Below are 12,708 nucleotides of genomic sequence, written 5' to 3' on the forward strand. Positions count from 1 at the left end.
AGCCGCTTCTCTCCGTGCGCGGTCTGCGCATCGGCTTCGGCGGGGTCGAAGCGGTCCGCGGCCTCTCCTTCGACGTACGGCCCGGCGAGGTACTGGCCCTGGTCGGCGAGTCCGGGGCGGGGAAGTCACTGACCGCCCGGGCCCTGCTCGGCATGGCCCCGCGCGGCGGGGCCGTGTCCGGCGACGTGCTGCTCCACGGGGAGCCGGTGACCCCGGCGCACTGGGGCCGGCACATCGCGTACGTCCCCCAGGACGCCCTGTCCGCCCTCTCCCCCGTCCACCCGGTCGGCGACCAGATCGCCCTGGCCGTACGTTCCGTACGGGGCCTGTCGAGGCGCGAGGCGCGCGGCCGGGCCAAGGCGGCCCTGGAACAGGTGGGCGTGCCGGCCGCCAGGTCCACCGCCCATCCGCACGAGCTCTCCGGCGGCATGCGCCAGCGCGCCGTGATCGCCATGGCCACGGTCAACGCACCGGATCTCGTCGTCGCCGACGAGCCGACCACCGCCCTCGACCCCGAGACCCAGGACCAGGTCCTGGGCGTCCTCGCGGAGCGGTGCGCGGCGACCGGCGCGGCCCTGGTCCTCGTCACCCACGACATCGGCGTGGTGCGGGCGCACGCCGACCGGATGGCCGTCATGTACGCGGGACTGCTGGCCGAGCAAGGGCCGGTGGAGCAGGTACTGGAGCGCCCCCTGGCCCCGTACACCGCGGCCCTGCTCGCCTGTCTGCCCTCGGGTGAGCAGCGGCGCAAGACCCGGTTGCCCGTCATCCCCGGCCGGCCTCCCGCACCCGGCTCCCTGCCGGCGGGCTGTGCCTTCGCGCCGCGCTGCGCGCACGCGGTCGACCGCTGCCATGGCGAACGGCCCGAGCCGCGGAGGCCGGACGGATCACACGGCTCGCCGGAGCCGCACCGCCCGGACGGGCGCGAGGTCGCCTGTCATCTCGACCTGCTGGAGACCGTATGAGCCCGCTGCTCGATGTCCGCGACCTGGTCGTGCGGTACGGATCGGCCACCGCCGTCGACGGGGTGTCCTTCGACGTGCGCGCCGGCGAGACGGTGGGCCTGACCGGCCCTTCGGGATGCGGCAAATCGTCGACCGCGACCGCCGTCCTGCAGCTGCGCCGCCCGCACGGCGGTCACGTCTGGTTCGGGGGGCGCGACTTGACGGCGCTGAGCGAAAGGGAGCTGCGCCCCGTCCGGCCCCGGCTGCAGCCCGTGTTCCAGGACCCGTACGGCTCTCTCAGTCCGCGTCGGCGCATCCGCGATCAGATCGCCGAGCCGCTGCGCGTCCAGGGCGGCTGGTCCGCCTCCACCGGTCCGGACCGGGTCGCCGAACTCCTCGACCTGGTCGGCCTCGACGCCTCCCACGGCGCGCGGCGTCCCCACGAGCTCTCGGGCGGCCAGTGCCAGCGCGCCGGAATCGCCCGAGCCCTGGCGAGCACCCCCGAACTCCTCGTCCTCGACGAGCCCGTGTCCGCCCTCGACCCTTCCCTGCGCGCCGGAATCCTGAACCTTCTCCTCGACCTCCAGGAACGGCTCGGCCTCGGCTACCTCTTCATCTGCCATGACACGGCCGTGGTGCGGCACTTCTGCGACCGCGTCCTGTCCATGCGTCAGGGAAAGCTCATCACGTGAGCGCGACCAGTCCGCTCGCCCGGCTCCTGATCGTCAGCCAGTTCGCCTTCAACGTCGGCTTCTTCGCCGTACTCCCCTACCTCGCGGAGCACTTGAGCGGCGCACTCGGCCTCGGAGGGGCTCTCGTCGGCCTGATCCTGGGACTGCGCACCTTCAGCCAGCAGGGACTGTTCGTGATCGGCGGTGCGCTGACCGATCGGTACGGGCCGCGCCGCGTCGTCCTGGCCGGATGCGCACTGCGCGCGGCGGGCTTCGCCTGGCTCGGTTTCGCCGGGTCCACGGAGACGGTGATCGGGGCCGTCGTCGTGGTCGGATTCGCGGCAGCCCTCTTCTCGCCGGCCGTCGAGACGGAGCTCGCACGGGAGGCCGTACGGATCGAGGAAGCAGGCGCCGCGCGGGCCGAGAAGGGCGGGGGACCCGGGCGCACGCGGGTCCTCGCGCTGTTCTCGGCCGGGGGCCAGGCGGGCGCGCTGATCGGACCGGCCGTGGGGGCCCTGCTGCTGTACGCGACGCCGGGCGGGAACACCGGCGGGCACTTCCGCACCGCCTGCCTGGCCGGCACGGCGGTCTTCGTCGCCGTCCTGGCCGGACACTGGCGTCTCATGCCGCGCACGTCGCCGTCCGCGGCCTCCGCGGTGCCCCGGGAGCGTTTCACCCTGCGCCCTTTGACGCGCAACCGGCGCTTCCTGGGGCTCGCGGTGGCCTACTCCGCCTACCTCCTCGCGTACAACCAGCTCTATCTCGCCCTCCCCGCCGAACTCGACCGGGCGACCGGGTCGCAGGCCGCACTCGGCTGGCTCTTCGCCCTCTCCTCCGCGATGGTCGTGGCGGGCCAGGTCCCGCTGGACCGGTGGACGTCCGGCCGCCTGACCTGGCCCGCGTCGATCCGCGCCGGCCTGGGGCTGATCGCGGCGGCCTTCGCGACGACCGGCATCCTGCTGCCGGTGGGCGGCCTGTGGCCGGCCCTCGCCTTCGTGGTGCTGCTCACGCTGGGTCAGATGCTGGTCGTCCCGGCGGCGCGCGCCTGCGTGCCCGAGCTGGTCGAGGCGCGGCGCCTCGGCCTCTTCACCGGTGCGCTCTCCTCGATCGCCGGTTTGACCGTTCTCGTGGGCGGCGCCCCCGCGGGTGCGCTCCTGGAGCTGGAGGGACCGGGCCCGTGGTGGGCCCTGAGCGCCGTTCCGGCCCTGGCCCTGCTGGCGGTACCGCGCGTCGGTGCGGAACGCGCCCCGGGCACCCGTTCCTCACCGGCCGACGGCCAGGGCCCTGGCGGACACGGCCCTACTGGTGCTTGTGCTCCGCCCAGGCGTGCTGGATGACCAGGTCGGCCTTCAGCTCCGTCAGCTGGATCGCGACCGCGGACGGGGCCGTGCCGCCGCGGCCGTCGCGGGAGGCGAGCGCGCCCTTGACGTTGAGGACCGTGCGGACCTCCGGCGTCAGGTGCTCCGAGATCTTCGCGAACTGCTCGTCGGTCAGCTCGTCGAGCTCGATGCCGAGCCCCTCGCACTCCTTGACGCACTCGCCGGCCACCTCGTGCGCCACCCGGAACGGGACGCCCTGCTTGACCAGCCACTCCGCGATGTCGGTGGCGAGCGAGAAGCCGGCCGGGGCCAGCGCCTCCATCCGCTCCCGGTTGATCGTGAGCGTGGCCATCATCCCGGTGAAGGCGGGCAGCAGGACTTCGAGGGTGTCGCAGGAGTCGAAGACCGGCTCCTTGTCCTCCTGGAGGTCCCGGTTGTAGGCCAGGGGAAGGGCCTTCAGCGTGGCGAGCAGGCCCGTCAGGTTGCCGATGAGGCGGCCCGACTTGCCGCGGGCCAGCTCGGCGATGTCCGGGTTCTTCTTCTGCGGCATGATCGACGACCCGGTGGAGAAGGCGTCGTGCAGGGTCACGAAGGAGAACTCCTTCGTGTTCCAGATGATGATCTCCTCCGCGATCCGCGACAGGTTGATCCCGATCATCGCGGTGACGAAGGCGAACTCGGCGACGAAGTCCCGCGAGGCCGTTCCGTCGATGGAGTTGCCGACCGAACCCCGCTCGAAGCCCAGGTCGGCGGCGACCGCCTCCGGGTCCAGGCCGAGCGAGGAGCCCGCCAGGGCGCCCGAGCCGTACGGGGACACAGCGGTCCGGGTGTCCCACTGGCGCAGCCGCTCCGCGTCCCGCGACAGGGCCTGCACGTGGGCCAGTACGTGATGGGCGAAGAGCACCGGCTGCGCGTGCTGCAGGTGGGTCCGGCCGGGCATGGCCACGTCCGCGTGGTGCTCGGCGAGTGCGACCAGGGCGTCCTGGAGGTCCGCAATCAGGCCGCCGATGATCCGGGCGTGGTCGCGCAGGTACATGCGGAAGAGGGTGGCGATCTGGTCGTTGCGCGACCGGCCGGCGCGCAGTTTGCCGCCGAGGTCGGCGCCGAGCCGCTCCAGCAGGCCCCGCTCCAGTGCGGTGTGGACGTCCTCGTCGGCGATGGTGCCGGTGAAGGAGCCGTTCGCCACGTCGATCGCGAGCTGGTCCAGGCCCGCGATCATGCGGTCGAGCTCGTCGGCCGTGAGCAGGCCCGCTTTGGCGAGCACACGGGCGTGTGCCTTGGAGCCCGCGATGTCGTACGGGGCCAGGCGCCAGTCGAAGTGGACCGACGCGGACAGCTTGGCGAGGGCCTCGGCGGGACCGTCGGCGAACCGGGCGCCCCAGAGCCGGACGTCACCACCGTTGTTGCTGCTCACAGCTACTGCTCCTCAAGAACGTGCATGGCTTCGGATGTGCAACCGCCTCCCCGCCGCGGAGGTAACGGGGAGGCGGTCCGTACTACGGTGTCAAATCAGGCGAGGTCGCGACGGGCCGCGATCTTCGAGGAGAGGCCGAAGATCTCGATGAAGCCCTGGGCCTTCGACTGGTCGAAGGTGTCGCCCGCGTCGTAGGTCGCGAGGTTGAAGTCGTACAGCGACTCGTCCGACTTCCGGCCCGTGACGACGGCGCGGCCGCCGTGCAGGGTCATCCGGATGTCGCCGCTGACGTGCTGGTTGGCCTCGTTGATGAAACCGTCCAGCGCGCGCTTGAGCGGGGAGAACCACAGGCCGTCGTAGACCATCTCGCCCCAGCGCTGCTCGACCTGCCGCTTGTAGCGGGCCAGCTCGCGCTCGACGGTGACGTTCTCCAGCTCCTGGTGGGCGGTGATGAGCGCGATCGCGCCCGGCGCCTCGTACACCTCGCGGGACTTGATGCCCACGAGGCGGTCCTCGACGATGTCGATCCGGCCGATGCCCTGTGCCCCGGCGCGCTCGTTGAGCTGCTGGATGGCCTGCAGCACGGTGACGGGCGTGCCGTCGATGGCGACCGGGACGCCCTCCTTGAAGGAGATGACGACCTCGTCGGCCTCGCGCGGCAGGGCCGGGTCCGCGGTGTACTCGTAGATGTCCTCGATCGGCGCGTTCCAGATGTCCTCCAGGAAGCCCGTCTCGACGGCGCGTCCGAAGACGTTCTGGTCGATGGAGTACGGGGACTTCTTGGTGGTCGCGATCGGGAGGTTCACCTTCTCGGCGAAGGCGATGGCCTTGTCGCGGGTCATCGCGTAGTCGCGGACCGGGGCGATGCACGTGAGGTCGGGGCCGAGGGCGGCGATGCCGGCCTCGAAGCGGACCTGGTCGTTGCCCTTGCCGGTGCAGCCGTGGGCGACGGTGGTCGCGCCGTGCTTGCGGGCGGCGGCCACGAGGTGCTTGACGATGGCCGGCCGCGAGAGGGCGGAGACCAGCGGGTAGCGGTCCATGTAGAGGGCGTTCGCCTTGATCGCCGGGAGGCAGTACTCGTCGGCGAACTCGTCCCTGGCGTCGGCGACCTCGGCCTCGACCGCACCGCAGGCGAGCGCCCGCTTGCGGATGACGTCCAGGTCCTCGCCGCCCTGGCCGACGTCCACGGCGACGGCGATGACCTCGGCGCCGGTCTCCTCGGCGATCCAGCCGATGGCGACGGAGGTGTCCAGGCCGCCTGAATAGGCGAGTACGACGCGCTCGGCCACGGGTTTCTCCTTACAGGTGCATCCGCCGTCACTTCCAACAGCTAGGCATAACTATGCACTGGTCCGTATGTTTCGTCAATCGAGCGTGAGGGCCACCCCTCTGACCTGCGCCTATATGGGAGGCCCTGTCCCAGAACCCCGCTTACCATCGGTGGACGATACGGGGAGGGCACATGGGAGCCAGGGCGCGGCAGGACGCGGAGAAGGGGCGGGCCGCCGCGGCGGCGCTCCTGGACGGAGGCCAGGCCGGCGTCGGGGGCGGGGACGAGGTCACGGCCCGGCTCGCGCGGACCGGACCGGAGGCCTGGACCGCCTTCGACGAAGAGGTGCGCAACCTGATCGCCTCCTACCCGCCGCCCCGCAGCGGCCGGATCGAAGCCCGGCTCTGCGACCGCGACGGGCGGGTCCGCGAGGCCGCGCTGTCCGCCGGGCAGAACCCCCCGCCACAGCTCGTCCTGATCCGGTGCGCCGACTGGGTCCCGCAGGTACGCCGGCGCGCCCGGCGGGAGCTCGCCGGGATCGTGGTCCGGGACCCGGTCGCCGCCCTGGTCGAGCTCAGCCCGCTCATCGTGCGGCTGGGCCGGCGCGAGCACGGCGCCTGGGCGGTGGAACAGCTGGAGGCCGCCCTGAGCGGCCGCCACTCCCCGGTCACCGCGGGATGGCGGGCCGGGCAGTCCTCGGCCACGTGGAGCTGGAACGCGCTGACCCGGGAACAGTGCGCCGACGCCCTCGCCCGCCTGGGTGACCGGGCCGACCTGCCGACCCGGCGGTTCGCGGCCCGGCTGACCGTCGCCGCCGTGGAGAACGGCGTACGGGACCTCGCGCAGCGGGCCGCGCGCGAACTGGATCCGGCGACGGCCCGGCTGTGGACCGACGCGGCGCTGCGGGCGATGGCCGAAGGCGAGTCGCCGGACGGGGCGGCGGTCGACGCGCTGCTGACCGGACACCTCCCCGTGGTCCGGGCCTCCGGGGTCACCGCCCTGCGCGGGGCGGGCCGAGCGGACGAGGCCGCGCGGTACCTAGCCGACCGCTCCGGGCTCGTACGGGCCTGCGCGCGCTGGCTCCTCTCGCAGGGCGGCGGGGACCCCTACGCGCACTACCTCGCGCTGGTCACGGACTCCGGTCCGGTCTCCCCGAACGCGGTGACCGGCTTCTCCGAGTGCGCGAAGCGGGCGGACGCACCGCTGCTGCGGAACCTGACCCACCACCCCGACGGGGCGGTGCGGGCCGCCGCCGTGGCCGGGCTGCGCCGGCTGGACGCCTCCACCGACGACGCGTCCCTGATCCCACTGCTGGACGACCCGTGGCCCGCCGCTGCCCGGGAGGCCGCACTCAGCCTGCTCCAGGCGGCCCGCAGGCTGGACCACCGCCACCTCGCCGAACGCATCGGGCCCGAACGGCCCGCGCACGTCCGCCGGGCAGCCTTCCGGCTGCTGCGCGAGCGAGGCGGGATCCACGGGCTGCGGGCCGCGGTGGCCCTGACGGCGGACCCCGACCCGGGGCTGCGCGCGCAGGCGCGGGCGACCGTACGCGGCTGGAACTGGCAGGCCACCCTGCGCTACGCGGAGGCGGAGCTGCCCGAGCCGGCCGTGCTGCCCGAGCCGGCCGTGCTGCCCGAGCCGGCCGTGCTGCCCGAGCCGGCCGTGCTGCCCGAGCCGGCCGTGCTGCCCGAGCCGGCCGTGCTGCCCGAGCCGGCCGTGCTGCCCGAGCTGGCCGTGCTGCTCGAACGGTCCGAGCACCTCTTCGACGACCACGAACTGCGGCTGCTCCGCTCACGGCTCGGTCTCACCGGTTGAAATCCCGTGATCGACCCCAGGAGGCGGGGCGATAATCCGGTCATGGGAAAGCTCTACGATCACATCGACGCCAGACTCCGCACCTTCATCGAAGAGCAGCCGGTCTTCTTCACCGCCACCGCCCCGCTGTCCGGTGACGGCCATGTCAACCTCTCCCCCAAGGGTCGCGCCGGGACGCTCGTCGTCATCGACGAAACGACCCTCGCCTACCTGGACTTCGGCGGCAGCGGCGCCGAGACGATCGCGCACGTCCGCGAGAACGGCCGCATCACGCTGATGTGGTGCGCGTTCAGCGGGCCGCCGAACATCGTGCGCATCCACGGCGACGGCGAGGCGGTCTTCCGCGACGACCCGCGCTGGGACGGGCTGATCGAGCTGTTCGGGGAGGCCGACGGGCCTTCGGCGCGCGCCGTCATCCTCGTGAAGACCCGGCGGATCGCCACCGTGTGCGGGTTCGCCGTCCCCTTGATGGACTACCAGGGCGAGCGCACGCTCCACGCGGAGTACTTCGGCCGCAAGACGGACGAGGAGTTCAACGAGTACTGCGAGAAGAAGGAGTTCATCGGGGTGAGCGTCGACGGCCTGCCTGCGCTGCCGCTGCCCCTTCCGCCCCGTACCGTCTGACATGTGCTGCGTACCGCGCTCGTCGCCGCCTCACTGATCGTCACCAGCCTGCTGGTACAGGGCCCCCACGGTGACCCGCCGCTGCCCGTCCTGCTCGCCGACACCGGCGGCGGCAGCCAGCTGATCACCGCCGTGGCCCCGGCCCCCGGCTCCACGACCGGGCGCCTGACCTGGTGGGACCGGCGGGCGGGGCGCTGGTACGCGGCGGGGAGCGCACCGGCCCGCTTCGGCGCGAACGGGCTGACCGACGGCGCGACCCGGACCCAGGGGACGGACACCACCCCGGCCGGGCTGTACGCCCTCCCCTACGCCTTCGGCATCGCGCACGCCCCGGCCGGTACGGCGTACCGCTACCGGCGGGTGACCCCCGACTCCTGGTGGTGCCAGGACAACGCCTCGGAGAGCTACAACCGCTGGGTGGAGCCGTTGCCGGCGGACTGCGCGCCGGGCGAGGCGGAGCACCTGACCGCCTACGCGCGGCAGTACGCGCACGCGCTGGTCATCGCCTTCAACTACGAGCACCCGGTGCGCGGCCGGGGCGCGGGCATCTTCCTGCACGTGAACGGCAAGGGCGCGACGGCCGGCTGCGTCTCGGTCCCCGAGGGCGCGATGCGCGCGGTGCTGCGCTGGGCGAACCCGCGCAGGAGCCCGCACATCGCCATCGGCACGGAGTCGGGGCCCCTCGCGGTGACGCGGTACTGAGGGCCCCCTCCGCCGAAAGCGGACTAGCCCTCCTTCTGGGCCAGCCTCAGCAGGTGGTCGGCGAGGGCTTGGCCGCCCGCCGGGTCGCGGCTGATCAGCATCAGGGTGTCGTCGCCCGCGATGGTGCCGAGGATGGCCTGGAGTTCGGCCTGGTCGATCGCGGAGGCGAGGAACTGCGCCGCACCCGGCGGGGTGCGCAGGACCACGAGGTTCGCGGAGGCCTCCGCGGAGATCAGCAGTTCGCCGGAGAGGCGCCGCATGCGCTCCTCCTTCGCCGACTCCCCGAGCGGCGCCTGCGGGGTGCGGAAGCCGCCCTCGCTGGGGACCGCGTAGATCAGCTCGCCGCCCGTGTTGCGGATCTTCACCGCGCCGAGCTCGTCGAGGTCGCGGCTGAGCGTCGCCTGGGTGACGCTCAGCCCGTCGTCGGCGAGGAGCTTGGCCAGCTGGCTCTGGGAGCGGACCGGCTGCCGGTTGAGGATGTCCACGATCCGGCGGTGGCGGGCGGTGCGGGTCTGCGGGACGGACTGGCCGTTCTGCTCGTGTTCCTGCGCCTGGCTCATCGTCGTCCCATTCCCCGATTGATCATCCGTCCACGTCCGCGGCGGACTTCGCTGCGTCGAGCACACCGGGCAGGGCCTGGAGGAACGCGTCCACCTCGGCCTCGGAGAGCACGTACGGAGGCATGAGCCGTACGACGTCGGGGGCGGGCGCGTTGACCAGGAAGCCGGCGTCCTGAGCCGCGCGCTGGACCTGCGGTGCGAGCGGCTCGGTCAGCACGATACCCAGCAGAAGGCCTGCGCCGCGGACGTGCGAGACGAGCGGGTGTGCGAATCCTTCGATTCCGCCCCGCAGCCGCTCGCCGCGCTCCTTGACCTGGTCGAGGAGCCCGTCGGCGGCGATGGTGTCGATCACGGCGAGGCCGGCTGCGCACGCGACCGGGTTGCCGCCGAAGGTGGTGCCGTGCTGACCGGGCTGGAGCAGGTCGGCCACGGGGCCGAAGGCGACGACGGCGCCGATCGGCAGACCACCGCCGAGACCCTTCGCGAGTGTGACGAGATCCGGCTCCACACCCTCGTGGGCCTGGTGCTCGAACCACTGGCCGCAGCGACCGATACCGGTCTGCACCTCGTCGAGGACGAGCAGGGTGCCGGTGGCCCGGGTGATCTCACGGGCGGCCGTGAGGTATCCGGCGGGGGGAACGATCACGCCGTTCTCGCCCTGGATCGGCTCGATGATCACGAACGCGGTCTCTTCGGTGACGGCGGCCCGCAGGGCCTCCACATCGCCGTACGGAACGTGCGTGACCCCTCCGGGCAGCGGCAGGAACGGGTCCTGCTTCTTGGGCTGACCGGTGAGCGCCAGGGCGCCCATGGTGCGGCCGTGGAAGCCGCCGTCGGTGGCGACCATGCGGGTCCGCCCCGTCAGCCGGCCGACCTTGAAGGCGCCTTCGACGGCCTCGGCGCCGGAGTTGCAGAAGAAAACCTTGCCGGGGCGGCCGAAGAGCTGGAGCAGCCGCTCACCGAGGGCGAGGACCGGCTCGGAGGCGTAGAGGTTGGAGACGTGGCCCAGGGTGGAGATCTGCTCGGTCACGGCGGTGACGATGGCCGGGTGCGCGTGGCCGAGGGCGTTGACCGCGATGCCGCCGACGAAGTCGGTGTACTGCTTGCCGTCCGCGTCCCAGACCTGGGCACCGGCGCCGCGTACGAGCGCCAGCGCGGGGGTGCCGTAGTTGTTGGTCAGCGCGCCCTGCCAGCGGGCGGCGAACTCCTGGTTGCCGGTCATGCGGGGTCCCCTCCCTGTGTATCGAGTACCTGGTCGTCGAGCACGACCATCGTGCCGATTCCCTCGTCCGTGAAGATCTCCAGCAGGATCGAGTGCTGGACCCGCCCGTCGATCACGCGGGCGGTGGTCACCCCGTTGCGGACGGCGTGCAGGCAGCCCTCCATCTTCGGGACCATGCCGCTGGACAGCTCGGGCAGCAGCTTTTCGAGCTGGCTGACGGTGAGCCGGCTGATGACCTCGTCGCTGTTGGGCCAGTCCGCGTAGAGCCCCTCCACGTCGGTGAGAACCATCAGCGTCTCGGCGCCGAGCGCGGCGGCGAGCGCCGCGGCGGCCGTGTCGGCGTTCACGTTGTACACGTGGTGGTCGTCGGCGCTGCGCGCGATGGAGGAGATGACCGGGATCCGGCCGTCGGCCAGCAGCGCTTCGATCGCGCCGGTGTCGATGGCGGTGATCTCGCCGACCCGCCCGATGTCGACGCTCTCGCCGTCGATCTCGGGGGTGTGCTTGGTGGCGGTGATGGTGTGCGCGTCCTCGCCGGTCATGCCGACGGCGAGCGGCCCGTGCTGGTTGAGCAGCCCGACCAGCTCGCGCTGGACCTGCCCGGCCAGGACCATCCGTACGACGTCCATCGCCTCGGGCGTGGTGACCCGCAGCCCCGCCTTGAACTCGCTGACCAGGCCCTGCTTGTCGAGCTGGGCGTTGATCTGCGGGCCGCCGCCGTGCACGACGACCGGCTTCAGGCCGGCCTGGCGCAGGAAGACGACGTCCTGGGCGAAGGCGGCCTTCAGATCCTCGTCGATCATGGCGTTGCCGCCGAACTTGATGACGACGACCTTGCCGTTGTGCCGGGTCAGCCAGGGCAGGGCCTCGATGAGGATCTCGGCCTTGGGCAGCGCGGTGTGCCTGCGTGCGGTGCTCATGAGGAGTACGCGCTGTTCTCGTGGACGTACTCGGCGGTCAGGTCGTTGGCCCAGATGACCGCGGACTGCGAACCGGTGGACAGGTCGGCGGTGATGCGGACCTCGCGGCCCTTCATGCTCACCAGGTCGCGGTCCTCGCCGACCGAGCCGTTCTTGCAGACCCAGACGTCGTTGATGGCGACGTTCAGCCGGTCCGGGTCGAAGGCGGCCTTCGTGGTGCCGATCGCGGACAGGACGCGGCCCCAGTTCGGGTCCTCGCCGTGGATGGCGCACTTGAGCAGGTTGTTCCGTGCGATGGACCGGCCGACCTCGACCGCGTCCTCCTCGGTGGCCGCGCCGACGACCTCGATGCGGATGTCCTTGCTGGCGCCCTCGGCGTCGCCGATGAGCTGGCGGGCCAGGTCGTCGCAGACCGTGCGCACGGCTTCCGCGAACGCCTCGTACGCCGGCACCTGGCCGGACGCGCCCGAAGCGAGCAGCAGCACCGTGTCGTTGGTGGACATGCAGCCGTCGGAGTCGACCCGGTCGAAGGTGGTGCGGGTCGCGCCGCGCAGCGCCTTGTCGAGGGTGGCGCTGTCCAGGTCGGCGTCGGTGGTGAGGACGACGAGCATGGTGGCCAGGCCGGGGGCGAGCATGCCCGCGCCCTTGGCCATGCCGCCGACCGTCCAGCCGTCCTGGGAGACGACGGCCGTCTTGTGCACGGTGTCGGTGGTCTTGATGGCGATCGCGGCGGCCTCGCCGCCGTCGGCGGAGAGCGCGGCGACCGCGGTCTCGATGCCCGGCAGCAGCTTGTCCATGGGGAGCAGGACGCCGATCAGGCCGGTGGACGCGACGGCGACCTCGCCGGCGTTGACCTCGCCGCCCAGGGCCTCGGCGACCTTCTCGGCGGTGGCGTGGGTGTCCTGGAAGCCCTTGGGGCCGGTGCACGCGTTGGCGCCACCGGAGTTGAGGACCACCGCGCTGACGGTGGCCCCGCGCAGGACCTGCTCGGACCAGTGGACGGGGGCGGCCTTGACCCGGTTGGAGGTGAAGACGCCCGCCGCGGCCAGGCGCGGCCCCTTGTTGACCACGAGGGCCAGGTCGGGATTGCCGTTCGCCTTGATCCCGGCGGTGATGCCCGCCGCCGTGAAACCCTGTGCTGCCGTGACGCTCACTGCATCTCCTCGTTCGCTTCTCCGCCCGAGCAGCGCGCCCCTGCGGCCATCGTCGTCATCTGCAGCCCGGTGGCTGCCCGCGCTCCCCCAGCT

At 72.5% G+C, this 12,708-nt stretch carries 12 protein-coding genes; 6 read left to right on the plus strand and 6 right to left on the minus strand.

What is annotated here, in order from left to right; genetic code table 11:
• Nucleotides 1–14: 14 nt before the first annotated feature.
• Genes AC6CKD_RS21800 through AC6CKD_RS21810 form a run of 3 tightly spaced genes read left to right on the plus strand, consistent with a single transcriptional unit; the run spans nt 15 to nt 2,952 of the window.
• Nucleotides 15–965, plus strand: a complete 951-nt coding sequence (locus AC6CKD_RS21800) for an ABC transporter ATP-binding protein (RefSeq protein ID WP_498329141.1) — start codon at nt 15–17, stop codon at nt 963–965.
• Nucleotides 962–1,636, plus strand: a complete 675-nt coding sequence (locus AC6CKD_RS21805) for an ATP-binding cassette domain-containing protein (RefSeq protein ID WP_498329143.1) — start codon at nt 962–964, stop codon at nt 1,634–1,636. Before AC6CKD_RS21800 ends, AC6CKD_RS21805 begins: the two co-directional genes overlap by 4 nt.
• Nucleotides 1,633–2,952 carry an MFS transporter gene (locus tag AC6CKD_RS21810; RefSeq protein ID WP_498329144.1) on the plus strand — a complete coding sequence of 440 codons (1,320 nt, stop codon included), beginning with the start codon at nt 1,633–1,635 and terminating at the stop codon, nt 2,950–2,952. Before AC6CKD_RS21805 ends, AC6CKD_RS21810 begins: the two co-directional genes overlap by 4 nt.
• Here AC6CKD_RS21810 and argH read toward each other — a convergent pair.
• Nucleotides 2,915–4,348: an argininosuccinate lyase gene (argH, locus tag AC6CKD_RS21815; RefSeq protein ID WP_498329146.1), complete on the minus strand. Its 1,434-nt coding sequence runs from the start codon at nt 4,346–4,348 to the stop codon at nt 2,915–2,917. The two genes, AC6CKD_RS21810 and argH, sit on opposite strands and share 38 nt — an antisense overlap.
• A 95-nt stretch (nt 4,349–4,443) precedes the next feature.
• Nucleotides 4,444–5,637 (minus strand): argininosuccinate synthase, encoded by a 1,194-nt coding sequence (locus tag AC6CKD_RS21820; RefSeq protein WP_498329148.1) that lies wholly within the window; start codon nt 5,635–5,637, stop codon nt 4,444–4,446.
• 173 nt (nt 5,638–5,810) lie between these two features.
• On the opposite strand from AC6CKD_RS21820, the gene AC6CKD_RS21825 reads away from it, so the two are divergent.
• The 3 genes from AC6CKD_RS21825 to AC6CKD_RS21835 are packed head-to-tail and all read left to right on the plus strand — an operon-like array spanning nt 5,811 to nt 8,759.
• The gene (locus tag AC6CKD_RS21825; RefSeq protein ID WP_498329149.1) at nt 5,811–7,433 is read left to right on the plus strand and encodes a hypothetical protein; all 1,623 of its coding nucleotides are present in this window, start codon (nt 5,811–5,813) and stop codon (nt 7,431–7,433) included.
• Nucleotides 7,434–7,475: 42 nt separating this feature from the next.
• Nucleotides 7,476–8,057 (plus strand): pyridoxamine 5'-phosphate oxidase family protein, encoded by a 582-nt coding sequence (locus AC6CKD_RS21830; protein WP_498329151.1) that lies wholly within the window; start codon nt 7,476–7,478, stop codon nt 8,055–8,057.
• A 6-nt stretch (nt 8,058–8,063) separates the two neighbouring features.
• A complete protein-coding gene (locus AC6CKD_RS21835; protein ID WP_498329341.1) occupies nt 8,064–8,759 on the plus strand; it encodes a L,D-transpeptidase family protein in 696 nt (231 codons plus the stop codon).
• Between the two features lie 23 nt (nt 8,760–8,782).
• Here the strand turns inward: AC6CKD_RS21835 and AC6CKD_RS21840 are convergent, their stop codons facing one another.
• The 4 genes from AC6CKD_RS21840 to argJ are packed head-to-tail and all read right to left on the minus strand — an operon-like array spanning nt 8,783 to nt 12,615.
• Entirely contained in the window at nt 8,783–9,319 is a 537-nt protein-coding gene (locus tag AC6CKD_RS21840; RefSeq protein WP_356880141.1) for an arginine repressor, read from the minus strand.
• Between the two features lie 22 nt (nt 9,320–9,341).
• Nucleotides 9,342–10,541, minus strand: coding sequence for an acetylornithine transaminase (locus AC6CKD_RS21845; RefSeq protein ID WP_498329153.1), 1,200 nt, complete (start codon nt 10,539–10,541; stop codon nt 9,342–9,344).
• Nucleotides 10,538–11,461, minus strand: coding sequence for an acetylglutamate kinase (argB, locus tag AC6CKD_RS21850; protein WP_498329155.1), 924 nt, complete (start codon nt 11,459–11,461; stop codon nt 10,538–10,540). Before argB ends, AC6CKD_RS21845 begins: the two co-directional genes overlap by 4 nt.
• Entirely contained in the window at nt 11,458–12,615 is a 1,158-nt protein-coding gene (gene argJ, locus AC6CKD_RS21855) for a bifunctional glutamate N-acetyltransferase/amino-acid acetyltransferase ArgJ (protein ID WP_498329156.1), read from the minus strand. Before argJ ends, argB begins: the two co-directional genes overlap by 4 nt.
• Nucleotides 12,616–12,708 lie beyond the last annotated feature (93 nt).

The sequence above is a fragment of the Streptomyces sp. GQ60 genome, assembly GCF_059758875.1.